The sequence below is a fragment of the Streptomyces sp. NPDC005808 genome (genome assembly GCF_042871385.1).
Taxonomy (GTDB): Bacteria; Actinomycetota; Actinomycetes; order Streptomycetales; family Streptomycetaceae; genus Streptomyces.
The window spans coordinates 24,026-48,318 of record NZ_JBIAIK010000014.1; the positions used below are offsets into that span (position 1 = coordinate 24,026).

Consider the following 24,293-nt stretch of genomic DNA (forward strand, 5'->3'; position numbering starts at 1 on the left):
GGGCTCACGCGGCCTTCCGGGTCTCGGGTTCGGTGGGTTCGCCGTAGGTGACGACCAGTTCGCCGTTCTGGGCGTCCACCCGGATCGTCGAGCCGTCGTGCACATCACCGCGGATCAGCGCCCGCCCCACGAGTGTCTCCACCTCGTGCGAGATGTAACGGCGCAGCGGACGTGCTCCGTACACGGGGTCGAAGCCCTGCCGGGCGATGAGCTCCGTGGCCGCTTCGGTGAGGTCGACGGTGATCTGCCGCTCTGCCAGCCGCCTGCGCAGGTCGTCGAACTGCAGGTCGACGATGCGCTCGATCTGGGACAGACCGAGCGGCCTGAACAGCACCACGTCGTCTACCCGGTTGAGGAACTCGGGGCGGAAGTGGCTCTGCAGCTCGCCCATCACCAGCGCCCGCGCGTCGGGCTTGATCTCGCCGTCTGCGGTGACGCCGTCCAGCAGGTGGGCCGAGCCGATGTTGGACGTCATGATCACGACGGTGTTGCGGAAGTCGACGGTCCGGCCCTGGGCGTCGGTGATGCGGCCGTCGTCGAGCACCTGGAGCAGGGTGTTGAACACATCGGTGTGGGCCTTCTCGACCTCGTCGAACAGCACCACGGAGTACGGCTTGCGGCGCACCGCCTCGGTGAGCTGACCGCCCTCCTCGTAGCCGACGTACCCGGGCGGCGCGCCCACCAGCCTGCTGACGGTGTGCCGCTCCTGGTACTCGCTCATGTCCAGTCGGATCATGCTCTCCTCGGAGTCGAACAGCGCTGCGGCCAGTGCCTTGGCCAGCTCCGTCTTCCCGACGCCGGTCGGGCCGAGGAAGATGAACGAGCCGATCGGCCGGCGCGGGTCGCGGATACCGGAACGGGCCCGGATGATGGCGTCGGTCACCAGCTTCACGGCCTCGTCCTGACCGATCACCCGTTCGGTGAGAATCTCGTCCAGCCGCAGCAGCTTCTCGCGCTCGCCTTCCTGGAGACGCGTGACGGGGATGCCGGTCCAGGCCGCGACGATCTCGGCGATCTCGTCCTCGGTGACGACCTCGCGCAGCAGCCGGTTCTCGCCCTGCTTCGCGGCGAGGCCCTCCTCCTCCGCGGCCAGGCGGCGTTCGAGTTCGGTGAGTCGGCCGTAGCGCAGCTCGGCGGCACGGTTGAGGTCGTAGGCGCGTTCGGCCTCCTCCGCCTCCTGCCGGACCTGCTCCAGCTCCTGGCGCAGTTCCTGCACGCGGCGGATGGCCTGGCGTTCGGCCTCCCACTGCGCCTGCATGGCGTCGGCCTCGGAGCGCAGGTCGGACAGTTCACGGCGCAGTTCGTCCAGACGCTTCTGGCTCGCGGCGTCGGTCTCCTTCGCGAGCGCCGCCTCCTCGATCTCCAGCCGGGTCACCCGGCGGGTGATCTCGTCGAGTTCGGCGGGCATGGAGTCGATCTCGGTGCGCAGCCGCGCACAGGCCTCGTCGACCAGGTCGATCGCCTTGTCGGGCAGGAACCGGTCGGAGATGTAGCGGTGGCTGAGGGTCGCCGCGGAGACCAGCGCGGTGTCCTGGATCTTCACACCGTGGAAGACCTCCAGGCGCTCGCGCAGCCCGCGCAGAATGGACACGGTGTCCTCCACGCTCGGCTCGTCGACCACGACCTGCTGGAAGCGGCGTTCGAGCGCGGCGTCGGACTCGACGTACTTGCGGTACTCCTCCAGTGTGGTCGCGCCGATCATGTGCAGTTCCCCGCGGGCCAGCATGGGCTTGAGCATGTTCCCCGCGTCCATCGCCCCTTCGGCGCCCCCGCCGGCGCCGACGACCGTGTGCAGCTCGTCGACGAACAGCAGGATGCGGCCCTCACCCGCCTTGACCTCGCTCAGCACGGCCTGCAGACGTTCCTCGAACTCACCGCGGTACTTGGCGCCCGCGACCAGGGAACTCATGTCCAGCGAGAAGATGGTCCGGTCGCGCAGCCCGTCCGGCACGTCGCCCCGGACGATGCGCTGCGCGAGGCCCTCGACGATGGCGGTCTTGCCGACGCCGGGGTCGCCGATCAGCACGGGGTTGTTCTTCGTCTTGCGGCTCAGGATCTGGATGACACGGCGGATCTCCGCGTCCCGGCCGATCACCGGGTCCATCCTGCCGCCGCGTGCCTCGGCGACGAGATCACGGCCGTACTTCTCCAGTGCCTCGTACGAGCCCTCGGGTGTCGCCGAGGTGACTCGCTGGTTGCCGCGGATCCGGGTGAGCGCGGACAGGAACGCGTCCTTGGTGACGCCGTTCTCCTTGAGCAGGCGGCCCGCCGCGGTCTGCGAGCCCTCGTCGGCCAGCGCCAGCACGAGATGCTCGACCGACACGTACTCGTCCTTGAGCCGCTTGGCCTCCTGTTCGGCGGTGTCCAGTACCCGGGCCAGTCGCTGGGTGACGTACACCTGTCCGGGAGTCGCGCCGGGACCGGTCACCTTCGGCCGACGCGCCAGCTCGGTCGACAGGGCCGAGCGCAGCGCCTGCGGGTCGGCGCCCGTCTGCTCGACGAGCCGTGGCACCAGCCCGTCCGGTTGGTCGAGGAGGGCGAGCAGCAGGTGTTCGCCGTCGACCTCGGTCTGGTTCAGCCGGCCGGCGATGGTCTGTGCTTCCTGAAGCGCTTCCTGGGACTTCTGGGTGAGCCGGTTCATATCCACGATTCATCACTCCTGGAGCCGGCGTTGCTGCGCCTCAGCTCGGCCTCCAACTCGCTGATCCGGTCGAGCAGATCGAGCACCAGACCCAGGGAGGCGTAGTTGAGGGGAAGCGCGGCCCGTAGACGTTGGATGCGGGCGAGGGTGGCGGGAGCGGACGGCTCGAACCACAGCCGTCCGGTGGCGTCCCGGGTGGCGTCGAGGAGACCGAGGACGACGAACCGCCGGATCAGATCCGGGTGAAGTCCGGTACGCCCGGCGACGGCGTCGAGGCCGAGCCGGCGCACCGGCACGATGGCGTGGGTGCGGACGACGACGTTCAGACCAGGCCGAAGGGCCGGGGCGGCCGCGGAGCGGTTCTCGCCTTCGGGGCGGCCGGGCGCCGGGGCAGGTCGCGGAGCGCCGGTCATCGTGGCCTCCTCGGGTCGAAGGTGGATACGGCCGCAAGCTCCTCGAAGAGCTCACGCTCACGGGGGGTGGGCTCCGGAGGCACCATGATGCGGATCTCCGCGTACAGGTCGCCGTCGGTGCCGCGCGGGTTGGGCATGCCCTCGCCGCGCAGCCGCAGCCGGCGGCCGCTGGACGAGCCCGCGGGCACCGTGACCTTCGCCGTACCGCCGGGGGTGGGCACCGGCACGGTCGCGCCGAGCGCCGCCTCCCACGGTGTCACCGGGACCGCGACATGGACGTCCCGGCCCTCCAGTCGGAACCGCGCGTCCGGCTTGATGCGGACGCGCAGGTACAGATCACCTGCTGGGGCGTCGCCGCTGCTTCGGCCGCCCTCACCGGCCAGCCGGATGCGCTGCCCGTCGACCACGCCGCGAGGGATGGTGACGTCGTAGGTCCGCTCGCCGGCAGGCCCGCTCAGGGTGATGCTGCGCTTGCCGCCCCGGTAGGCCTCCTCGACGCCGAGCTGGATCTCGGCCTCCTGGTCGGCGCCGGGAACCGGGACCCGGCCTCCGCCGCCGCGTCCGAAGATCCCGCCGAAGAGATCATCGAAATCGATGCCGGAGCCGTCGAAGTCGTCTCCGCCGCCGGTGTGGAAGCGGACTCCGGAACCGCCGCCCGCACCGCCCCAGCCGGAGCGTCCACCGCGGGCGCCGGCCCCCGCGGCCACCCGTTCGTCATAGTCCTCCGGGATCTGCCGGAAGTTCTCACCGAACCGGTCGTAGCGCCGTCGCGTCTTGGGGTCGGACAGGACGCTGTAGGCGTCGTTGATCTCCTTGAAGCGTTCCTCCGCCCGGGGGTCCTTGTTGATGTCGGGGTGATGCTTGCGCGCCAGTTTGCGGAACGCCTGCTGGATGTCCTCGGAGCTCGCGTCGCGCGGCACCCCGAGCACCTCGTAGTAGTCGCGTGCCATGGGGCGTCACTCCTGCCGCTTGCTGACCACGACGTACGCGGGGCGCAGCTGCTTGCCGTCCGCGCCATAGCCCGGGCTGACGATCTGGGCCACCGTGTTCGACTCCGCGCCGGGATCGTCGATGACGCCGACGACCTCGTGCCGGGTCGGGTCGAAGGGCACTCCGGTCTCCTCGTAGCGGGGATAGCCCAGGCCGCGCAGTACTTCGACGGCCTGGTCGCGTACGGCTTCGACACCTTTCAGCACGGAGGACGGGTCGGACTCGGCGTGGGCGAGAGCCCGTTCCAGGTTGTCCAGGACGGGCAGCCAGGCCGCTGCCGTGCGGGCGCGCTCCTCACCGCGCTCGCGCTCGAGCTCCTTCGCGTGGCGCTTGCGCAGGTTGTCCAGGTCGGCGAGCGCGCGCCGCCAGCGGTCCTGCAGCTCGTCCAGAGCAGCGGCTTGCGCGGCCGCCTTAACCTGCGGCTGCTGGGGCTGCTCAGGGGACGGCGGCGCCTCCCCCGGCTGCTGCGGAGGCGTCATCGGCTCCTGTCCGGTGGCCATGACCGCTCCTCAGCTCTTGTCGAATTCCGCGTCGATCACGTCGTCGTCGGACCCTCCGCCCCCGCTCGCGGGGCCCTCCGCACCGGCCTGGTCCTGCGCGGTGGCCGGACCGGGACCCGCCTGGTGCGAGGCCAGTGAGGCCAACACCTGCTGGAGCTCGGAGGACAGCGACCTGGCACGGTCCGCCGGCGCCTCCTGCTTGACCGCCTCCCGCGCGTCGGCGACGAGCATCTCGGCCCGTGCCCTCTCGTGCGACGGCGCGGCGTCGCCCAGCTCCCCGAGCCGACGCTCGACCTGGTAGGCCGCGGCGTCCAGTTCGTTGCGGGCATCGACTGCCTCGCGCAGTGCCTGGTCCTCGCCGCGGTGCTGCTCGGCCTCCTGGATCATCCGCTCGACCTCGCCCTGGTCGAGGTTGGACCCCTCGCTGATGGTGATGCTCTGTTCCTTGCCGGTGTCCTTGTCGCGGGCTGTGACGTTCAGGATGCCGTTGGCGTCGATGTCGAAGATCACCTCGATCTGCGGCTCGCCGCGCGGTGCCGGGCGGATGTCCTTGAGCTGGAACCTGCCGAGGACCCGGTTGTCGGCCGCGAGTTCGCGTTCTCCCTGCAGGACGACGATGTCGACGGCCTCCTGGTTGTCGTCGGCGGTGGAGAACGTCTCCGTGCGGCGGACCGGGATGGTGGTGTTCCGCTCGATGATCTTGGTCATCACTCCGCCGCGGGTCTCCACGCCCAGCGACAGGGGGGTCACGTCGAGCAGCAGGACATCCTTGACCTCGCCCTTGAGCACACCGGCCTGGATCGCGGCACCGAGAGCCACGACCTCGTCCGGATTCACGCTCATGTTCGGGTCCTTGCCACCCGTCAGCCGTCGCACCAGGCTCTGCACGGCCGGTATGCGCGTGGAGCCACCCACGAGGATGACCTCGTCGATGTCGTTCTCACTGACCTTCGCGTCGGCCATCGCCTGCTTGACCGGCTCCATGGTCCGCTCGACCAGGTCCGCGGTGATCTGTTCGAACGTGGACCGCATGACCGTCTCGGTCAGGTGCTTGGGCCCCGACGCGTCCGCGGTGATGAACGGCAGGCTGACCTGCGTCTGTGTGACCGAGCTGAGCTCCGTCTTGGCCTTCTCCGCGGCCTCGAACAGCCGCTGCAGCGCCTGCGGGTCCTGGCGCAGGTCAATACCGTTCTGCTGCTGGAAGGTGTCGGCCAGCCGGTCGACGAGCCTGCGGTCGAAGTCGTCGCCGCCCAGGTGGCTGTCCCCCGCGGTCGAGCGGACCTCCACCACGCCGTCACCGACGTCCAGGATGCTCACGTCGAAGGTGCCGCCCCCGAGGTCGAAGACGAGCACGGTCTCGTGCTGCTTCTTGTCCATGCCGTACGCCAGCGCCGCCGCCGTCGGCTCATTGATGATCCGCAGTACCTCGAGTCCCGCGATGCGGCCGGCGTCCTTGGTGGCCTGGCGCTGGGAGTCGTTGAAGTACGCCGGTACGGTGATCACGGCCTCGGTGACCCGCTCACCCAACTGCTTGCCCGCGTCGTCGGCGAGCTTGCGCAGCACCTGGGCGCTGATCTCCTCCGGCGAGTACAGCTTGTCGCGGACCTTGAAGCGCGCGACGCCGTTCTCGCCCTCGACCACGTCGTAGGCGACTGCCTTCGCCTCGTCGGATATCTCGTCGTAGTGCCGGCCGATGAATCGCTTGGCCGAATAGATGGTGCCCTTGGGATTGAGGATCGCCTGGCGCCGGGCCAGCTGTCCCACCAGACGTTCGCCCCCTTCCGCGAAGGCGACGATGGAGGGCGTCGTGCGCGTGCCCTCGGCGTTCGGCACGACGGTCGGTTCACCGCCCTCCCACACGGCGATCACCGAGTTGGTGGTGCCCAGGTCGATCCCGACTGCCTTGCCCATGAGGAACTCCTTCGCCCACCCCCGGCGCGCGCCCGCATCCGGTGGCGTGGGTCGTGTTCGGACGGGCCGCGAGGCCCGGTCGCGTTCGGCGGGCGGCCTGCCCGAGGCCTCCGACGGGCGACGAAGCCCGGCTGCCGGGCGCCATGGGCGAATCGGCAGACGCGAACGCGTATTCACGCTTCGTCTCAGCCAGGGTGTTACGCCATGCCCCCGAGATGCCTGCGCCCGGCGGGGCGAAATTCCGCTTGTTTCTTCACCTGGGAGCACAGGGGCACGTATGTGCGACCGAACAGGCGGGCCGGGCACCCTTCATGCGTCAGGGAGGGCGCGACGAGGTGTCGGCCTGTCGGGCAGTGTCGGCCCGGTTGGGTGCCGGACGCTTGACGTAGGGCTGCGCCGTCAACGGCGATGTGCGCGCAGTCGACCAGGGGCGCCTCTTGCCGCAGGCGCGGCGTTTGTCCCCGGGGCGGCCGGTCTGCGCCGCAGGCACGCGGGATTCGCCCGTCCCCCCGATGACCGGCTCGATGATCGACTGCGGCAGCCCACCGTCCCCGAGCAACTTCAGCCCACCTTCGGCGGCTCGAACGCGGGCCCGCTCGGCCGGCCGCGCGACCATCCAGTCGTCGAGCAGGTCCGCGAGTGCGACGGAGGCCGCCTCGGAGGCGGAGGTGTCCTGGAGCACCGTCAGGTTGGCTGCGCCCGCTGGACGTCGGCGACCTGAAGACGGCTCATCGGCTGGAAGGAGCGGGCCTGGTCACGGTAGGCCTCGCCGGTCACGGAGTGGGTCACCGAGACTTCGCCCTCGGCGTCGACGAATTTACCGACTGAGCCGACTGAGCCGACTGAGCCGCGCTGCCGCCCGGTCCAAGCCGTAAACGAACAGGGGCGGGGAGCGCCCTGACAAATGGTTTACGCCTCACCGAGATGACTCGCACTGTCGGACATCGAGATTGGCCGATCATGGTCTGCCGTCGGGTCCCAGAGCCCGCCGGCCTCCCCGCGGGCGAGGTGCTCGGCGTAGACGCCGACCTTCCAGGTGATGACGGAGCGGCACTCCTCCAGCGCCTCGATCTGCGCATCGACGCGCCGCCGGTGGGCGTCCAGGAGCTGCAGGCGCTCCGCCTCGTTGCCCCCGCCGTGTCGCACCAGCTCTGCGAACCGCTTGAGGTCAGCCAGCGGCATACCGGATTCCCGGAGCTTGACGCAGATCAACAGCCAATCGACGTCAAAAGTGCTGTAGCGCCGCCGCCCTCCCGCGGTGCGTCGGACCGGCCCGACCTGCAGGCCCTCACGCTCGTAGAAGCGCAGGGCGTGCACGCTGAGCCCGGTCTGCTCGGCCACTTCACCGATGCTCAGGGGGTCCTCACGCGCCTCGGTAGTCGTCATGCCGCCCAGCCTACGACTTGATCTAGACCTCGCTCTAGATCGTAGCGTCAGCACATGACCATCACTGATCAGCAACCGCTCGGCACGCCCTACTCCGCGGCCAGCACCGCCGAGGACGTCATGACCGGCCTCGACCTCTCTGGGGCGACCGCCGTCGTGACCGGGGGCTACTCCGGACTCGGTCTGGCAACAACCCGGAGCCTGGCAACCGCCGGGGCCCGCGTCATCGTTCCGGCACGCCGGCCCGACATCGCCCGGACTGCGCTCGCGGAGGTGGAAGGCTGCGAGGTCATCCCCATGGACCTGGTCGATCCCGGCAGTGTGCGCGCCGCTGCCGCACGGATCAACGACTCCACCGACCGGCTCGACCTCCTGATGGCTGTCGCGGGCGTCATGGCCACCCCGGAGCGCCGCGTCGGACCCGGCTGGGAGAGCCAGCTCGCCGCCAACCACCTCGGACACTTCACCCTCGCCTGCGAGCTCTACCCACTCCTGGCCGCAGCGGACGGTGCGCGCGTCGTCGTCAACAGCTCCGCCGGACACGTCCTGACCGACATCCGTTGGGACGACCCGCACTTCCGGACCGGCTACGACAAGTGGCTGGCCTACGGTCAGGCCAAGACGGCCAACGTCCTGTTCGCCGTACAGCTTGACGCCCTGGGGCGCAACGACGGCGTTCGGGCATTCGCTCTCCACCCGGGCAAGATCATTACTGGTCTCCAGCGAGAGATGCCACTCCGGGAGCAGATCGACCGCGGATGGGTGGACGAGCACGGCAACGTGATCGGCACCGGCTTCAAAACACCGTCCCAGGGTGCCGCCACCGGTCTGTGGGCAGCTACGTCTCCGCTCCTCGACGGCCGCGGCGGGCTCTACCTCGAAGACTGCGACGTCGCACGAGTCTCCGCCCCCGACCAGTCCATGGACGACGGCGGCGTCCGCACATACGCCATCGACGCCGGTGCGGCCGCACGGCTCTGGGATCTGTCCATCGCAGCGACCGGCGCCACCCCCATCACCCGATGACCCGGTGCCCTGCTCCGCGAACAGCGAGCGGGCGGCACCACCCCCGCTATCGCCACTCAAGGGGAGCGACCACCGTCTCTCTCCGGCGATCTGACCGGCAGGCTCGGGGCCGTCGAGGCCCTCGCCGACGCCGTCGTCCCTCGGCTGACCGGTGTTCTCGCCGAGCCCACCTGGTGCTCCTGGACCCCGCACGCGCGTGAGCGGCGGAGCGCGCGGGTACCCGGGACGCGCGGGACGCTTCGGCACCGCATGTCACGGTCAGCGGCGCCGTGCTGTCGGCCCGCGTCACCGAGGGAAGGAGGCGACGGTGGGTGAGAGTGATTCGCGAAGCGACTCGCTGGGGACCTACCGCGGCAAACGCGACTTCGAGCGTACGACGGAGCCTGGCGGCCCGAAGGCGTCCCACAGAGCCGAGCCCCCGGATACCGCACCGGGAGACGAGCCCCGCTTCGTCGTCCAGATCCACGACGCGAGCGCGATGCACTTCGACTTCCGGCTCCAGGTCGGTGACGTGCTGAAGTCGTGGTCCGTCCCGAAGGGGCCGTCCACCGACCCCGGGGACAAACGGCTCGCCGTGCCCACCGAGGACCATCCCCTCGAGTACGAGAACTTCGAGGGGGTGATCCCAGGTGGCCAGTACGGCGGTGGCACCGTCATCATCTGGGACCACGGCACCTACCGTCCGCTGAGCCATGACCGGCGGGGCCGGCCCGTCCCCTTCGACGAGTCCCTGCGGCGCGGTCATGCCACATTTCGACTGGACGGTGCGAAACTGCGCGGCGCCTACGCCCTGACGCGCATCCGTGAAGGCACGGGAGAAGGCAAGGGCGAGGCCTGGCTGCTGGTGAAGGCCAAGGACGAACGGGCGCGGAACAGCGCCCACGTGACGCCGGACCCCCGCAGAGCTCGCTCGGCGCGCAGTGGACGTACTCTCCACCAGGTCGCCGCGGACGCCCGGGAGAGCGGGCAGCGATGACGGATCTCCTGAGCGCACTGCCCGCCGAGCAGCGCGGGCTGCTGCAGGACGCCCGCCCAGGCCCGGAGCTGGCGTCCCACCCGATGCTCGCCACCCTCAGCGACCAGCGTGAATTCTCCGGGGACTGGATCTTCGAGCGAAAACTGGACGGCATCCGCGTGCTGGCAGTCCGCGAGAGCGACCGGGTCCTGCTGCTCTCCCGCTCCGGCAGACACCTCAACGACACCTACCCGGAGATCGTCGAGGCACTGTCCGCGCAGGAGTGCACGGATTTCACCGTCGACGGGGAGATCGTCGCGTTCTCGCACGGCCGCACCGACTTCAGCCGGCTCCAGCAGCGGATGGGCCTGACCCGGCGCCGGGACGTCGAGGCCAGCGCAGTAGCGGTGACGTACTACGTCTTCGACCTGCTCAGGCTGGAGGGTGTGGACACGACCCGGCTGCCGCTGCGCGCGCGGAAGTCGTTGCTGCGCCGCGCTGTGACCTACCGCGCGCCGCTGCGCATGGCAACCCATCGCAACGCGGGCGGTGCCAAGTTGCTCGTCGAGGCCTGCGCCCGCGGCTGGGAGGGACTGATCGCCAAACGCGCGAACAGTCGCTATCAGCCCGGCCGCTCCACGGACTGGCTCAAGCTGAAGTGTTCCAAGGAACAGGAGTTCGTCATCGGCGGTTTCACCGAGCCGGCCGGCAGCCGTGTGGGACTGGGGGCCCTGCTGGTCGGGTACCACGAGGGTGACAGGCTCCGGTACGCGGGCAAGGTGGGCACAGGCTTCGACCGCCGTACCCTTCTCGCGCTGCGCGAGAGGCTCGACGAACTGCGGGCCCCGGTTTCGCCGTTCAGCGACCGGGTGCGGGAAGCGGGCGCTCACTGGGCCGAGCCGGAGCTGGTCGCGCAGATCGCGTTCACCGAGTGGACCCGCGACGGCATGCTGCGGCACCCGCGCTTCCTCGGCCTGCGCGACGACAAGCCGGCCAAAGACGTCGTCCGTGAGATACCCGCCTCCCTCGTGGTCGGCTGAAGCAGCGCGGCAGAGGCGTGGACCCGGCACCGCCCAGAGCCACTTGCTTCGCTGCCCGCCACCGGCGGCCGCTTCGGATCGCTGGGGCATCCTGGCGCACTGCTGGAGGGGTGAACCACCGGTGGGGCTACCGGCCCGGCCGGTCGTACGTGGCGCCCTCTTCGGCTCGGCCCCGCGTCCCGGTGCCGTGAGCGGTTGAGCGTGCCCTCCACGGATACCCGGCCACGTACGTCACTGGTCAAAGGACAAGCAAGGACAAGCAAGGACAGACAAGCAGAGACAAGCGAGGAGGCGGACAGTATGCGTGCTCTGACCTGGCAGGGTCGGCGGGACGTCCGAGTGGAGACGGTCCCCGATCCGGTGATCGAACAGCCCGACGACGTGATCGTGCGCATCACCTCCACCGGTATCTGCGGCTCCGATCTGCACTTGTACGAAGTCCTCGGGCCGTTCCTGGACCCGGGCGACATCCTGGGCCACGAATCCATGGGCGTCGTTGAGGCGGTCGGCCCCGAAGTGCGCACCCTCGCCCCCGGCGACCGGGTCGTCATCCCGTTCAACGTCTCCTGCGGCACTTGCTCCATGTGCTCCCAGGGACTTCATTCGCAGTGCGAGACGACACAGGTGCATACGTACGGCTCCGGCGCCTCTCTCTTCGGCTACACCAAGCTCTACGGGCAGGTGCCGGGCGGGCAGGCCGAGTACCTGCGGGTGCCGTTCGGCAACGCCCTGCCGATCAAGGTGCCCGAGGGACCGCCCGACGATCGTTTCGTCTACCTTTCCGACGTCCTGCCGACCGCCTGGCAGGCCGTCGAGTACGCGGCGGTGCCGTCCGGCGGCTCGCTCACCGTGCTCGGGCTCGGCCCGATCGGCGACATGGCCACCCGCATCGCCCAGCAGCGGGGCACGGAGCTGGTCATCGGCGTCGACCTCGTGGACGAACGCCTCGACCGGGCCTCCGCGCACGGGGTGACCTGCCTGGACCTGCGCCGTCACGAGAAGGACCTCGGGGACGCGGTGCGCGAACTGACCGGCGGGCGCGGCACCGACGCGGTGATCGACGCGGTCGGCATGGAGGCGCACGGCAGCCCGGTGATCAAGGCCGCCCAGTGGGCGACCGCGCTGCTGCCCGACGCGCTGGCCCAGCCGTTCATGGAGAAGGCGGGCGTGGATCGGCTCGGCGCGCTCTACGCCGCGATCGATCTCGTACGGCGTGGCGGTACCGTCTCGCTCTCCGGGGTGTACGGCGGGGCCATGGACCCCATGCCGCTGCTACGCATGTTCGACAAGCAGCTCCAGTTTCGGATGGGGCAGGCGAACGTGTGGCGGTGGGTCCCGGAGATCCTGCCGTTGCTCACCGACGCGGACACCTTCGGCGTGGAGGGCTTCGCCACCCACCACTTGCCGCTGGAGGAGGCGCCGCAGGCGTACGCGGCCTTCCAGGCCAAACAGGACGGCATGATCAAAACCCTGCTTCGTCCCTGAACACCGACGGTCGGCACATGGAAGTCCGCACGGTACGTAGGTCCGAGGGCTTGCGCCTCGCCAAGTGGAAGGATCCGAGCCGGTACAACCCGAAGAGCGCGGCCCGCGGGGGACAATCGCACCACACGGCTGGCAGCGGCCGTTCGTCGCGGCGGCTGTCCTACCACTGGAGGAGGTGAGCCCGTGAAGGCATCGAAGATCGCCTACAAACCGGTCGGCCTGGTCCTCGGCGCCGCCAGCGGCATGGCCGCTGGAGCGATGTTCAAACAGACTTGGAAACTGCTCGGTCACGATGAGAACGCCCCGGACGCCACCGACGAGGAACGCTCCTGGCGCGAGGTGCTGCTCGCCGCGACGTTGCAGGGCGCGATCTTCGCCGCGGTCAAAGCATCCATGGACCGCGGCGGCGCCACCCTCATCCGCCGACTGACCGGAACCTGGCCCGGCTGACGCCAATGGGCGGCGGGAAAGGTCTACGAGGTTACGTAGCCACGGTGGCCGGCCCGGCTCGCGGCCGGGTCGGCCACCTGACCCTCGACCGGTGACGTCGCCGGCCCGGCTGCCCTGTGAGCGGTGGCTGTCCAGGTGCTGTTTTCCCGTCAGCCCAGTTGCGCTGCCAGGGTCGGCCAACGCTTGGTGATCGCCTCCTCCACCTTCGGCACGGCGCGCTGCCCCGCCACCGCCAGGGCGATGGCCGCCGCCACGGCCGCCCAGGCGAGCGGTCCGAGTGGAGTGCAGCCGAAGAGCTGGCTGGCGCCGGGGGTCTGGACCAGCGCGACAAGTGCGACGGCGGAACCCAGCGACGTGGCACGCACGAGCGGGCTGTCCCGCCGGTCGGTCAGCGTCTGGGCCAGTTGCGTACCGACTACCGCGCACAGGGCCATGGTCGTCGAACGGCGGGCGGTGCCGGGGGTGAAGCGGCCGAACAGCCAGGCCACGGTTGCCCCGAGACACGTCGTCAGGGCGCGGTGGCGGATCTGGCGGATGAGGGGGGCGCCGAGAAGGGTGGTACCGAGAGGCGCATCCGCGTCTTCGTCTGCGCCGGCCGTGTCCCCCTGCTGTGTCCTCTTTGGTGTCACAGCTACCGCCATCGCCGGGAACAGGTCGGTGAAGAGGTTTACCAGCAGCATCTGCCGGGTGGACAGGGGGGCCGCACCGGACAGGAGCGTGCCGAGGATGCCGAAGCCGACCTCGCCCGCGTTGCCGCCGATGAGGATGGCGAGGGCGTCGGCGACGCTGTGCCACAGGGCGCGGCCTTCGCGGACCGCCTCGACGAGTACCGACAGGTCGTCGCCGGTGATGACGAGGTCGGCGGCGTTGCGGGCGGCGGCCGAGCCGCGGGCGTTGATGCCGACGCCGATGTCGGCGGCGCGGATGGCCGCGGCGTCGTTCGCGCCGTCGCCGACCATGCCGACCACCCGGCCTGCGTCCCGGAGGGCTTCGACGACCTGGAGCTTTTGCTCGGGGGCGACCCGGGCCACGATGTCTGCGTCGCGCAGAATGCGGGCGCGGGCCGAGCGGTCCGCTGCGGCCACTTCGTCACCTGTGACCACGCGGGCGTCGTCCGGCCAGCCCAGGTCTGCGGCGATGGCACGGGCGGTCTGCGGATGGTCGCCGGTCAGTACGACCGGTCGTACGCCCGCCTCGCGCAGGGCGCGCACCAGGGCCGGGGATGTCTCGCGGGGCACGTCGGCGAGTGCCAGCAGCCCGGTGAACTCCAGGTCACCCAAGGGTACTTCGAGTGCGTCCTTCGCCTCCTCGTCGTCCCTGAGCGGGCGCCGGGCCACCGCCAGGACGCGCAGCCCGTCACCGGCGAGCGCATGGGCCCGCTCGGAGGCTTCGGAAGGGAGGTCGGGGCAGGCCGGCAGGACGGTTTCCGGGGCGCCCTTGACGACGAGCACCAAGGGGCCGCCGTCCTCAGTGCGGCCGACGGCAGCTGCGTATCCGCGGGCTGCCTCGAAGGGCAGTGCCTCGGTCTGTGTCCACTGCGGGTCGGGTCCGGCGGCGTCCAGGACGGCCTCGTCGGTGGCGTGGGCCGGGCGGTGCGAGTCGCCGTTCAGCCGGGGGCAGGCGCGGGCGGCGACCCGCAGCGGGCCGGCGGCGTCCGGCTGGTCGAGGGTGTGAACCGCGCCGTCCGCGCCGGCCACCCGTACCAGGCGCAGCCGATTCTCGGTGAGGGTGCCGGTCTTGTCGAAGCAGACGGTGTCCATGCGGCCGAGCGCCTCCAGGGTGCGCGGGGTGCGGACGAGGAGGCCACGACGGCTGAGGCGGCGGGCGGCGGCCAGTTGCGCCACGGTGGCCACCAGCGGCAGCCCTTCGGGGACGGCGGCCACGGCCACGGCCACGCCGCCACTGACCGCCCGCCGGATGGGGGTTCCGCGCAGCAGGGACAGGCCGGTCACCGCGGCGCCGCCCGCCATCGTCAGCGGCATGGCTTTGCGGGTGAGTTCCTGGATCCGGGCCTGGACTCCGGCTGCCGGCGGGATCCGGGCGGCGAGGGCGACGGCCCGGGCGGCCTCGGTGCGGTCGCCGGTGTCCACGACGACGGCCCGGGCGCTGCCGGCCACCACGGTCGTCCCTTCGAAAACCATGCAGTGCCGTTCGGCCACGGGGGCGCGGGGGGCAGAGTCCGTGGACTTGCCCGCCGGGAGTGACTCACCGGTCAGCGCCGACTCGTCGACCTCCAGTCCGTCCTCCCACAGCAGGCGGGCGTCGGCCGGTACGACGTCGTCGGCCTTGAGGTCGATGACGTCGCCGGGGCTGAGCCTGGCCGCGTCCACCACGTGAGGTTTGGACGAGGGCTTTTCGTCGGCGACCCGCGCCTTCTGCTTCTGCTGCGCGAACAGCGCGGACAGGGCCCGTTCGGCCCGCAGCCGTTGTACGCCGCCGACCAGGGCGTTCAGGTCGAGGGCGCCGAGGACCAGCAGGGCGTCCATCGCGGAGCCGAGAATCGCCGAAGCGGCCGAACCGACCGCCAGGACGGGGGTGAGGGGGTCGTCCAGTTCGCTGCGTACGGCCCGGGCCAGTTGCAGCGTCCAGCGGGCCGGGGCCAGCACGGGCAGTCGTACGACAGGGCCCGCCAGCGCGCGCACCCGGGCGGCCGCCTGCTCGGCGGCGGCCGGCTTCGGGGGCCCTTCGTGCGCCAGCCGTTCGCGTACGTCCTCGGGGTCCAGCGCGTGCCAGGCCACCCTGGGCCGGGGGTGCGGCGCGCGGGCCGCTGCCACGCCGAGGGCGGCGCGCACACCGGTGAACAGGGCCGCCGCCGCGGCCGCGTCGACCGGCGCGTGCCGCAGGCCGGGCAGCGGCGTGGAGGTTGCCCGGCGGGGCTTGCCGACGGCCACGAGCAGCCCGGACAGCGCGGCGCCGGAGCGGGCCAGGGTCTGGGACCGGCCGCCGACCGCGCGCGCCGCCGATACGGCGCTGACCATCCGCCAGACGTCGGCGAGACCATGCGGGGCGAGGACGTCCGCGCCCCACACGACCTGACCGTTGCCGTCGGTGAGAGCGACGGCCACGTCGCCGTGGAGCAGGCCGCGAGTCACATCCGCGTCCTCGCCCGGGCGGGGCCGGGCGACGGTGAGAACGACGCCGTCCTCGCGCAGTTCGTCCACCACGTCGCTCAACGGCCTTTCGGCGCTCACGACCTGGTCGGCGAGCCCGGTGAAGTCGGCCAGCGCAGGATCGTCCACCACGACGACCCGCAGACCGGCCCGGCGAGCCGCGTCCAGTACGGGCTCGGTCCACGGGTCCGCTCCGGCGCCCGGCATGCGCAACGCGCTCGGGTGCAGGACGACGGTGGCGGCCATCTCCAGTTGCCGCAGCCGGTCCGGGTCACGCACCAGTACGCCCGCGCGGCACAGCGCGCCGCTCAGCACGGCGTGGAAGGCGGCGGGCCCGTAGCGCGCCGCCTTGGGCGAGCCGGCCAGGACTGCCTCCGCCGCCTCGCTGACGTCGTGCTTGACGAGCAACGTCGCCGCCGCGCCCAGGACGCTGCCGGCCGAGGCATGAGCGGCGTACTCCTGGGCCGGGGAGGTGCTGAGCGGCGGGCGCAGGGACGCGTCCGCGGGCACACTGTCCCGCTCCGGTCGGCACAGCTGATCGTGCAGGGTCTCGAAGGCGGCCGTGCGCACCAGTGCCTCCGCCAGCTGGCAGGTGCGCAGTGCGCCGTCGAGGAGCAGCGAGGTCGGGGACTGCCCCGCGCCGTGGACGGCCGAGTTCGCCACGGCCAGTGCTATGTCCATGCGGGTACTGCCGAGCCGACCGCGCAGCCAGGAGCGGAAGCGCGGGTTCTCACGCAGCAGGGTCATCGCCGCGGTCACCAGGCGGGGCGAGGACGGCAGCCGCAGCGCGGACCCCGCCACGGCCGCTGCGACGCCCGCGACGTCGGCAGCGAGCACCGCTGCGGCGGTGCGCACGGGCGCCGGATCGCCAGGATGAGCGAGCACCTCTACGGTGTCGTCGTCCGGGACGAGCCCGTGCCGCTCGGCGAGCTCCACCGCCCGCTCCATGACGCGGTCGCCGACCGCGTGCCCGGTGGCCACCACGACCAGCCGTGCCAGCCCACGGTCCCAGTACGCGAGCGCCACGTCCGGATGCTCGGCGAGGTCGACGGCCACGCGCCGCGCCAGGTCTTCCGTACGGCGGGCCCACGACGCGCCGCGCCCGGCACCGCCCGCCACTTCCGCCGGGTGCTCCTCCCCGGCCGTCCGCCATGCCGTGGGCCCGGCACCGGCGGCCGGTCCCTGCGCAGGGAGGGCCTCACTTGCGGCCCACGGCTCCGCACTCCCGCGCCCGGCTGTCGGCTGTGCCGTGCGCTCAGCGTCGTCCGGCCCGCTCGCCGCCTGCCCGGCCCGTTCGGCGCCGTCCGCCTGCCGCAGGTCCTGGGGGCCGGCCTCTCGCAGGGCCAGGTGCGCCAGGGTGCCCGCTCGCCAGTCGCCGGTGCCGCCGGGGAGGGCAGCGCGGGCCGCACGGGTCAGCCGCAGCGCGAAGTCCGCACCCCGTAGACCGGCCTGCGCCGTCCCTGCCACTGCTCCGGCGGCGGCGCCCACTGCCGGAGCCGCGCCTCGGGCGAGCAGGCGCGGTCCGACCATGACCAGGCCGGCCGCGGCCGCCGTCGGACGGGTCAGAAGACCTCCCTTCATCGCTCCCCCTCAGCCGCTCGTACCGGCACGCCGGGCGGTCGTCGAGCCGCCGGGTCCGCCGTTTCCGGGGGACGTGGCGGGTGGCGCCTCGCCGTGCGCGGGCAACCTGTCGGAGGGCGTGGCAGAGGCCGCCGTACCCGGCGTGGAGGATTTGGCGGGCGACGCCATGACCTTCGGCGTGGGCACGGGGCGGGACTCGCTGCTCTCGGCCGCACCGGACAGGCCCACGCCCTCTGCTGCGCCGCTGCGCGCGGTCTCACCGACGGCTTGGGCACCCGCCTCGGTCTCCTGCTTTTCGTGCTTTTCGTGCTTCTCCTGGGTTTCTGTGATCTTCCGAGTCCCCGCCGGCTCCTCGCGCCGAGGTTGCGTCAGCCACGCCACCGCTGCTCCCGCGACCGCGACGGGCCACTCCACGACGCCCGCGACGCCGAGCACCCCGGCACCGGTGTACACCGCGATCCGCCTCCCACGCGGCGACACGGCTCCGACCTTGTCCAACACGTCCTCGCCCGCCCGGGCCACCATCCCGGCGCCGGGCACTTTGCTCAGCACCGAGGCGGCTGCCCGCAGCGGCTGCGGGAGGCCCTCCTGCGACTTCTGCTCGCCCATGACTCTCCTCAGGTCGACACCTGACCTTTCCGGCACCCGAGTTCCCGCACTTCGAAGAGTCATCCAGCTGAATCCCGAGGGTCTACATCGGCCCCGCACCACGGCCGCTGCCCGTCCGCTCCTGCACTTGAATCAGCACAAGCACCGTTGCAGTACTGGGTCTGGATGGCGAACCGCGGCTCCGGCAGGAACCGTCCGGGCAATGGCCCGCCCACGCCCAGGGCGTGGTGCCTGCGGATGGGTCGGCATCGATTTTCCCGGTACTGCCTGGTGGGCGCGCGACGGCATCATGCCGTGCAGCGGCGGGTGGGCCGCTCTGCAAGGGCTTCGTCGCGTACCCGCGCACAGCTGCTGCTGAGGAGACGGGAGACCTGCATCTGGGAGATGCCGAAGCGGCAAGCGATTCGGCTCTGGGTCATGTCCTCGAAGAAACGCAGGTAGAGGATGGCCCGCTCCGGCAGTCGGCGCAGCGCCCGCTTGGCCGCCTCCCGGTCGACGACGAGGTCGTACGACGGGTCCGCCTCCCCCAAGGTGTCGGCCAGGGTGTAGCCCTCGGAGGAAACAGTCGGTTCACCGTCCAGAGACAGGGCGTGGTAGCTGTCCAGTGCCTCCAGGCCCGTAGCCACCTCTTTCTCGCTGAGACCGGTGCAAACGGCGAGGTCGGCTGTGGAGGGCTCGGGGCTGCCCGGGACCTGGGTGAGTTCCCGGCGGGCCACGCGCACCCGGTTGCGCAGGTCCTGCACCCGGCGCGGAACGTGAAGGGCCCACGTCCGGTCCCGGAAGTGCCGTTTGACTTCGCCGCTGATGGTGGGTACGGCATAGCTCTCGAAGGCGCCGCGAGCAGGATCGAAGCGGTCGATCGCCTTGACCAGGGCCAGAGCGGCCACCTGGCGCAGGTCCTCGACGGACTCGCCGCGGTCACGGAAACGGCCGGCGATCCGGTGGGCCATCGGCAGCCAGGCGACCACGAGTTCCTCGCGGATCATGTCCCGTTCTGGCCCCTCTTCAAGGGCGGCCAGCCTCGTGAAGAGGGCGGCGGTGTCCGGGGCATCGTCGTGGGTTCGCCTTGCGCAGACCGGAGTGGAGGTGTCGTCGACTGCTTCGGGGCGGGGTGTCGACATGTCGGTCGGCATGTGTATTCGCTCCTGAAGGATTCAGGGCGGGCGCGGACCCGGCGGGGGAACGGCCCGGACGAAACGGTCCAAGGGCTCCACACAGGAACTGCACGAATGCTGCCGAAGGGGCCCCAGCAGCCGGCGTGTTCCCTCTGCGCTCGCGCCTCCGGTCCGAAGCACGACCTTCCGTGTGCCCCTCCTTTCCCACCGTAAACGCCCTGCTCACCTTGCGCCAACGCCCCGCCCTCGGGTCGCCGACCGGCCGCGTTCCGTACGGCGCGGCGGTCATGTCCTGCAGCAATACGTTCGCCGGCCCCGGCAAGGTCTTTCGCCGGCCGGCGACACCGCGCGCCCGCCGGCGCGCGGTGGGCGGTGCGCGGTGGGCGGTGCGCGGTGGGCGGTGCGCGGACTGGACCGCCGCATTTTCCCGGAGGGGGGTGGCCTGCTGCCCCGGCAGGCGGCGTGCGGCGTTGCGGTCGTTCGCCACCGATGTACCGGAATCCGGCCTGGTCAGGAGGCTTCCGGCCGTCGGCACAGCGGTGGGCCGTGAAGCGGTCGCGGTGTGGGTACCCGGTGCCCAGCGGGCGCGTCCGCGCCATGTGTTCCCGGCGAGAGGTATCGACATGTTCTCGACCGACCGTTCTTTCCCGGACGGGCTCTGCGCCCTTGTGACCGGCGGCTCGCGGGGACTGGGACTGCTGACCGGTGCTCGTCTGGCGGCCCGCGGATGCCGGGTGACTCTGCTGGCCCGCGACGCCGACGAACTCGACCGGGCCACGGCCTGGATCCACGACAGGACCGGGCGGAACGTGCGTACCGTGGTCTGCGACGTCCGGGACGAGGCGGCTGTCACCTCCGCGGTGCGCGACACGGCGGAGGTCGCCGACGGCCTGGACGTGGTGATCGCCAACGCCGGCATCATCCAGGTGGCACCGGCCGAGGTCGGCGGTACGGCGGCGTTCCGGGATGCGATGGCGACCATCTTCGAGGGCACCCTGCACACCTCGCTCGCCGCTCTTCCCCTGTTGCGGCGCAGTCCAGCGGGAGGCCGGCTGGGACTGGTCGGCTCCGTCGGCGCGCTACTGGCCGTGCCTCACCTTGTCCCCTATTCCTGCGCCAAGGCCGCTGTCAGGGCGCTGGGCGAGGGTCTCCAGGAGGAGACGGCGGGCAGCGCGGTGAGCGTGACCACCGTGCATCCCGGCCTGATGCGCACCGGGTCCCATCTCCAGGCCGAGTTCGGGGGCCGCGCCGACGCGGAGTTCGCCTGGTTCTCCGCGCTGGCCGGGACGCCCCTGGTGTCCATGGACGCCGAACGGGCCGCCGAGAAAATCGTCCGGGCGGTGGAGCGCCGTCGTACCCGGGTGGTTCTCACCCCCGCCGCGCACGCGGCGTCGCTCGCTCACGGTGTGGCACCGGCCCTGGTCACGCGGGTCAGCGGACTGGCGGCGCGGGCCCTGCCCACCGCGCCGGAGGCGGACCCGGCCGGCGCGGGCACAATGAAACAGGGGCATTTCCTCGGGGATCTCTCGCAACCCCGTTGGAGGCAGGCCCTGCGCCGGGCCGGCAGTTCCCTCAACGACCGGGCCGCCCAGCGCTACAACCAACAGCGACCGGGGCCACCCACCAGCGCCTGAACCACCCGAGCCGGGCGAGGCGGTCGTCAAGCCGAATGCCCTGGAAGGGTTCGGGAGCCGTGAATCCGGTCTTCGGCGAACTCTTCCCGCTGAGCGTTCGCCCGCCCCGGGGCCCGGCGGCGTCGCTCCGGGGGGGGCTGATCGGCACGCACCGAGCAGTCAGGGATGCCCCGTGGCACCGCTCGGGGCGGCACCGTGTTGTGCCCCGGTCACTGGGCTTGCCGTCGACGTCGGCCACGAGATCGCAACGGCCGGCAGAGCGCGGTGCAGCGGCAGGTCCCGCCACCTGTCACGTGACGCGCAGGGCCCGACGCCGGCCGCCCGTCCGCCTTTTCATCCGACGCCGGGCCTTGCGCTGTGGTCCACGGCGCAAGGCCCCTGCGAACCCGGGCCGGTCAGTTGACGGCCAGGACCGCCGTGTTGTTCGTGAGGTCCGGGTCGAATTCGAACGGGTACTGTCCGAACTCGCCGAACGGGGGGTGGATGCTCACGGCGCCGGTCGCGCCGGGCACCACGGTGTCGACGCGCACGGAGAACACGAACGTCCGCTGGGTGTCCTCCAGCACCCAGTACCGCAGGGAGCAGTCGTAGCGCGGGGCGCCTGTCTTGTTCTCGTAGTAGCCGCCCGCGAGGGTGCGCGGGGAGCAGCCGGACGGCACGCCGGTGACCTCGGTACCGGCGGGCACGATCAACCGGACCTCGGCGACCGGGTCGCCGGAGCCGAGGTTGCCCAACCAGGCCGGTCCGTTGTTCTTGAAGGTGAGCTCGGCCGTGGCCGTCTCGCCCGCCGCGGCTGAGATCGTGTCACCGGTCACGGAGAAGTCCGCAGTGTTGTCCGCACCGATCTGGAGGATCCTGTAGTCGTTCTCGGAATCGAGGTCCTGGGCGCCGTCGCCCGGTTCGACATCGATGTCGAGACGCTCGGTCAGCGCCTGCGGGGCGAGTCGCACGGTCAACGGCTCGGGCAGCTCGAAGGAGTCGCCCGGCGCCAGCACCTGGTCGAACGTGCAGACCGCCGTGTTCGACGGTGCGTAGTCGCTGCCGTCCGTCGTGGTGTAGGTGCAGGCGTCGTACCGGGTCAGATCCGTCAGACCGTACGACGCGTACAGTTTGACCGTGAACCCGTTCGCGCTCTCGTTGCCCGTGTTGGTGATCTTGAACGGGATCGTCCGCACATCGCCGGGCTGACCGTCCTCGATGCCGGCGACGGGGGCGATGGCAAGGTCGGGCCCGGAGCCGACGGTGAGCGTGGTCTCGAAGCTCTCGTGCGGTGCGGTGAGGGTGCCGTCGGGGCCGCCGGTGGCCGTCGCCTCGTAGCTGATCCTGCCCTGCGCGCCGACTTCGGCACCGTCGGCCGCGCGCACCGTCAGGAACACCTGGTCCTCATAGTCACCCCCGATCGCGGTGACCACGGGGATGTCGCACACCGCGCTCATCCCGCTCGGCGTGCAGTTGTCGGGCCAGGTCACCTCGGCGAGGTCGGCGAGATCGGAGACGTCGACGGTGAGCCTGCCGTCGGTCACCGTGAAATTCTGGTTGTCGTGGTAGAGGCCGACGCCGAGCGTGCGTGACTGCGGTTCACCGCCGTCGTAGCCGAGCGGCAGCGTCTGCTCGTACGGCTCGTTGATCCACAACTGGTCAGTCTGCGGCTCCTCGTCGGCGAGCGCGGGCGCGGCAAGGCCGGCAGCCAGTAAACCGGCCGCCACCGCCACCGCGGCGCCGGATCTGAGACGTACCGGACGTCCAGCAGAGAACACTCTCATTGCTACCCCCCAGGGTGTGGTGATCGACTGAAGCGCCGGCATGCCCGGCGCGCCGAAAGGATCATCACACGGCAGGAGAGACCACCGCGCCCCAGTTTTCGACCTCGCCGGGAAGCACCCGGCGGCCGCCCGTTTCTGTGTCCGAGTCGGACGCCGCTGCCCACCCAAGGCCCCATCCACAGCCCAGAACGCCTTGCCGAGAGATCGCTGCCAGTTCGCCACGGCAGGACCAACCCCGTGAAACGGCCCGCGAGCATCACCGGACGAAACCGACTCAGACCGCAGAAGGCAAGCTCAGCTCCGCCGACGCGGCGCCCGTGGCCGGCGGCGCCCACGTCCACCGCTGCGACCGGGTCCAGCGGCGGACGGAAGCTGCCGCTGTCGCGGCCGGCCGGCCCTACGCCGACTCCCGCAACCGCAGCTTTCCGTGGACCACCATCTCGTCCCGGCTGAGCCCGCCACTGCGGGTCAGCAGCCGCGCCGCCTGTTCGACGGCGAGCGCGCCGAGCTCCCGGGTGTCGAGGGCGACGGTGGACAGCGGCGGTTCGACCAGGGACCCGAGCTGAAGGCCGTCGAAGCCGATCACGGCAAGGTCGTGGGGGACCCGGCGTCCGAGCCGACGGGCGGCACGCAGTGCGCCGATGGCGATGATGTCGTTGAACGTGAACACGGCGGTGAGGTCGGGGTGCTGGGCGAGCAGGTCCTTCAGCGCGCCCTCCCCGCCCTCCACACTCTGGTCGGCGCGGCACACCGCGGCGGAGTCGAGTCCGCAGGCGTCCATCGCGGCGGCGAACCAGTCGTGGCGGTTGCTCGGCTCGGACCTGCCCGCGTGATCGAGCATGCCGATCCGACGGTGTCCCGACTCGGCCAGGTGACGGATCGCGGAGGCGACGCCCTGCTCTCCGTCGATCCGGATCGTGCTGAACCGCCCGGAGCTGTGCTCCCGGTCGATGAGCACGACCGGCATCCCCCGGGTCAGCCGGTCGATCTCCTCCTCGGTCAGGCTCATGTACCCCACGACAGCATCCACCTGCGAGGCGATCGCCTCCAGGGTGCCCCGCTCCTCCTCGACGCGATCACCGGTGTCGCACACGACGACATGCCAGCCGCGGGCCCGCGCCGCGTCCAGAGAGGAGGCGGCGACCTCGGTGAAGAAGGGGTTGAGCAGATCGGGGATCACGAGGCCGACGCTGATCGTGTCCTGGCGGACCAGCCCGCGGGCGAACCGGCTCGGCCGGTATCCCAGCGCGAGGGCGGCATCGAGGACGCGCTGCTTGGTGGCGACGCCGATCTCGTCCTTGTCGTTGAGCGCCCGGGACACCGTCTGGCGGGACACCCCGGCGCTCCGCGCCACATCGTCGATCGTCACCCGGCGGGGTCCGGTCCCCGACGACGCCATCGTTCACCTCCGCCTGTTGTCGACGCGCGCGCGTCGCAAGGGACACTGAGTATGCCCCCGGCCCACATTGTGGTGCGACCACGTGTGCGAATGGTTGCTGGTGCTCCCGTGACTCCAGAGCCTTGACACTCGGCACAACCGAAGCGCAAAATCCCAATCACTTCACGACAAGCCCTCCGTTACCGCTCCCGTGATCGCTCCCGTGAGCGCTCACGGTACCGCTCACGGAATCACATTCCAACCAGAAGGCATCCGCCTCCAGGTGTCAACGTCGACCCCGCCTAG

General features: G+C 71.2%; 18 protein-coding genes. 6 read left to right on the forward strand and 12 right to left on the reverse strand.

Going from position 1 to position 24,293, the window contains the following annotated elements; genetic code table 11:
* Positions 1–4: 4 nt before the first annotated feature.
* The 7 genes from clpB to ACFYPC_RS27490 form a co-directional block, all read right to left on the reverse strand.
* Complete coding sequence (gene clpB / locus ACFYPC_RS27460) at positions 5–2,647, reverse strand: ATP-dependent chaperone ClpB (protein WP_388681335.1); 2,643 nt, start codon at positions 2,645–2,647, stop codon at positions 5–7.
* The gene (locus ACFYPC_RS27465) at positions 2,638–3,054 is read right to left on the reverse strand and encodes a chaperone modulator CbpM (protein ID WP_388681338.1); all 417 of its coding nucleotides are present in this window, start codon (positions 3,052–3,054) and stop codon (positions 2,638–2,640) included. Before ACFYPC_RS27465 ends, clpB begins: the two co-directional genes overlap by 10 nt.
* Complete coding sequence (locus tag ACFYPC_RS27470) at positions 3,051–4,004, reverse strand: DnaJ C-terminal domain-containing protein (protein ID WP_388681341.1); 954 nt, start codon at positions 4,002–4,004, stop codon at positions 3,051–3,053. Before ACFYPC_RS27470 ends, ACFYPC_RS27465 begins: the two co-directional genes overlap by 4 nt.
* Before the next feature lie 6 nt (positions 4,005–4,010).
* Complete coding sequence (locus tag ACFYPC_RS27475) at positions 4,011–4,544, reverse strand: nucleotide exchange factor GrpE (RefSeq protein ID WP_388681343.1); 534 nt, start codon at positions 4,542–4,544, stop codon at positions 4,011–4,013.
* 9 nt (positions 4,545–4,553) lie between these two features.
* The gene (gene dnaK / locus ACFYPC_RS27480; protein ID WP_388681346.1) at positions 4,554–6,455 is read right to left on the reverse strand and encodes a molecular chaperone DnaK; all 1,902 of its coding nucleotides are present in this window, start codon (positions 6,453–6,455) and stop codon (positions 4,554–4,556) included.
* Between the two features lie 316 nt (positions 6,456–6,771).
* Complete coding sequence (locus ACFYPC_RS27485) at positions 6,772–7,137, reverse strand: hypothetical protein (RefSeq protein WP_388681348.1); 366 nt, start codon at positions 7,135–7,137, stop codon at positions 6,772–6,774.
* 227 nt (positions 7,138–7,364) lie between these two features.
* Positions 7,365–7,841, reverse strand: coding sequence for a MerR family transcriptional regulator (locus tag ACFYPC_RS27490; protein WP_388681350.1), 477 nt, complete (start codon positions 7,839–7,841; stop codon positions 7,365–7,367).
* Positions 7,842–7,895: 54 nt separating this feature from the next.
* Here ACFYPC_RS27490 and ACFYPC_RS27495 point away from each other — a divergent pair, with 54 nt between their 5' ends.
* The 5 genes from ACFYPC_RS27495 to ACFYPC_RS27515 all read left to right on the forward strand — a co-directional run bounded on the left by ACFYPC_RS27495 (position 7,896) and on the right by ACFYPC_RS27515 (position 12,797).
* Positions 7,896–8,867 carry an SDR family NAD(P)-dependent oxidoreductase gene (locus tag ACFYPC_RS27495; protein WP_388681352.1) on the forward strand — a complete coding sequence of 324 codons (972 nt, stop codon included), beginning with the start codon at positions 7,896–7,898 and terminating at the stop codon, positions 8,865–8,867.
* A gap of 307 nt (positions 8,868–9,174) precedes the next feature.
* Positions 9,175–9,843 (forward strand): DNA polymerase ligase N-terminal domain-containing protein, encoded by a 669-nt coding sequence (locus tag ACFYPC_RS27500; RefSeq protein ID WP_388681353.1) that lies wholly within the window; start codon positions 9,175–9,177, stop codon positions 9,841–9,843.
* Positions 9,840–10,862 (forward strand): non-homologous end-joining DNA ligase, encoded by a 1,023-nt coding sequence (gene ligD / locus ACFYPC_RS27505; protein WP_388681355.1) that lies wholly within the window; start codon positions 9,840–9,842, stop codon positions 10,860–10,862. Before ACFYPC_RS27500 ends, ligD begins: the two co-directional genes overlap by 4 nt.
* Positions 10,863–11,162: 300 nt before the next feature.
* Positions 11,163–12,347: a zinc-dependent alcohol dehydrogenase gene (locus ACFYPC_RS27510; protein ID WP_388681358.1), complete on the forward strand. Its 1,185-nt coding sequence runs from the start codon at positions 11,163–11,165 to the stop codon at positions 12,345–12,347.
* Positions 12,348–12,530: 183 nt separating this feature from the next.
* Positions 12,531–12,797, forward strand: coding sequence for a DUF4235 domain-containing protein (locus ACFYPC_RS27515; protein WP_388681360.1), 267 nt, complete (start codon positions 12,531–12,533; stop codon positions 12,795–12,797).
* A gap of 149 nt (positions 12,798–12,946) precedes the next feature.
* On the opposite strand, the gene ACFYPC_RS27520 is transcribed toward ACFYPC_RS27515, so the two are convergent.
* From ACFYPC_RS27520 to ACFYPC_RS27530, 3 genes are all read right to left on the reverse strand, one after another.
* Entirely contained in the window at positions 12,947–17,488 is a 4,542-nt protein-coding gene (locus tag ACFYPC_RS27520) for an HAD-IC family P-type ATPase (RefSeq protein WP_388681363.1), read from the reverse strand.
* 9 nt (positions 17,489–17,497) lie between these two features.
* Positions 17,498–18,097 (reverse strand): hypothetical protein, encoded by a 600-nt coding sequence (locus ACFYPC_RS27525; RefSeq protein ID WP_388681365.1) that lies wholly within the window; start codon positions 18,095–18,097, stop codon positions 17,498–17,500.
* Between the two features lie 287 nt (positions 18,098–18,384).
* The gene (locus ACFYPC_RS27530; protein ID WP_388681367.1) at positions 18,385–19,230 is read right to left on the reverse strand and encodes a SigB/SigF/SigG family RNA polymerase sigma factor; all 846 of its coding nucleotides are present in this window, start codon (positions 19,228–19,230) and stop codon (positions 18,385–18,387) included.
* 605 nt (positions 19,231–19,835) lie between these two features.
* Here ACFYPC_RS27530 and ACFYPC_RS27535 point away from each other — a divergent pair.
* Positions 19,836–20,846 carry an SDR family NAD(P)-dependent oxidoreductase gene (locus tag ACFYPC_RS27535; protein WP_388681370.1) on the forward strand — a complete coding sequence of 337 codons (1,011 nt, stop codon included), beginning with the start codon at positions 19,836–19,838 and terminating at the stop codon, positions 20,844–20,846.
* A gap of 395 nt (positions 20,847–21,241) precedes the next feature.
* Here the strand turns inward: ACFYPC_RS27535 and ACFYPC_RS27540 are convergent, their stop codons facing one another.
* Positions 21,242–22,609, reverse strand: coding sequence for a hypothetical protein (locus tag ACFYPC_RS27540; RefSeq protein WP_388681373.1), 1,368 nt, complete (start codon positions 22,607–22,609; stop codon positions 21,242–21,244).
* 397 nt (positions 22,610–23,006) lie between these two features.
* Positions 23,007–24,008 carry a LacI family DNA-binding transcriptional regulator gene (locus ACFYPC_RS27545; RefSeq protein ID WP_388681376.1) on the reverse strand — a complete coding sequence of 334 codons (1,002 nt, stop codon included), beginning with the start codon at positions 24,006–24,008 and terminating at the stop codon, positions 23,007–23,009.
* Positions 24,009–24,293: the final 285 nt, after the last annotated feature.

Excerpts from the sequence above, each read along its gene's own strand:
- ACFYPC_RS27525 (WP_388681365.1), bottom strand. The coding sequence starts at position 18,097 with ATGGGCGAGCAGAAGTCGCAGGAGGGCCTCCCGCAGCCGCTGCGGGCA.
- ACFYPC_RS27540 (WP_388681373.1), bottom strand. The coding sequence starts at position 22,609 with ATGAGAGTGTTCTCTGCTGGACGTCCGGTACGTCTCAGATCCGGCGCC.
- ligD (WP_388681355.1), top strand. The coding sequence starts at position 9,840 with ATGACGGATCTCCTGAGCGCACTGCCCGCCGAGCAGCGCGGGCTGCTG.
- ACFYPC_RS27470 (WP_388681341.1), bottom strand. The coding sequence starts at position 4,004 with ATGGCACGCGACTACTACGAGGTGCTCGGGGTGCCGCGCGACGCGAGC.
- ACFYPC_RS27530 (WP_388681367.1), bottom strand. The coding sequence starts at position 19,230 with ATGCCGACCGACATGTCGACACCCCGCCCCGAAGCAGTCGACGACACC.
- ACFYPC_RS27495 (WP_388681352.1), top strand. The coding sequence starts at position 7,896 with ATGACCATCACTGATCAGCAACCGCTCGGCACGCCCTACTCCGCGGCC.
- ACFYPC_RS27465 (WP_388681338.1), bottom strand. The coding sequence starts at position 3,054 with ATGACCGGCGCTCCGCGACCTGCCCCGGCGCCCGGCCGCCCCGAAGGC.
- ACFYPC_RS27510 (WP_388681358.1), top strand. The coding sequence starts at position 11,163 with ATGCGTGCTCTGACCTGGCAGGGTCGGCGGGACGTCCGAGTGGAGACG.
- ACFYPC_RS27490 (WP_388681350.1), bottom strand. The coding sequence starts at position 7,841 with ATGACGACTACCGAGGCGCGTGAGGACCCCCTGAGCATCGGTGAAGTG.
- ACFYPC_RS27535 (WP_388681370.1), top strand. The coding sequence starts at position 19,836 with ATGTTCTCGACCGACCGTTCTTTCCCGGACGGGCTCTGCGCCCTTGTG.
- ACFYPC_RS27545 (WP_388681376.1), bottom strand. The coding sequence starts at position 24,008 with ATGGCGTCGTCGGGGACCGGACCCCGCCGGGTGACGATCGACGATGTG.
- ACFYPC_RS27475 (WP_388681343.1), bottom strand. The coding sequence starts at position 4,544 with ATGGCCACCGGACAGGAGCCGATGACGCCTCCGCAGCAGCCGGGGGAG.
- ACFYPC_RS27520 (WP_388681363.1), bottom strand. The coding sequence starts at position 17,488 with ATGAAGGGAGGTCTTCTGACCCGTCCGACGGCGGCCGCGGCCGGCCTG.
- dnaK (WP_388681346.1), bottom strand. The coding sequence starts at position 6,455 with ATGGGCAAGGCAGTCGGGATCGACCTGGGCACCACCAACTCGGTGATC.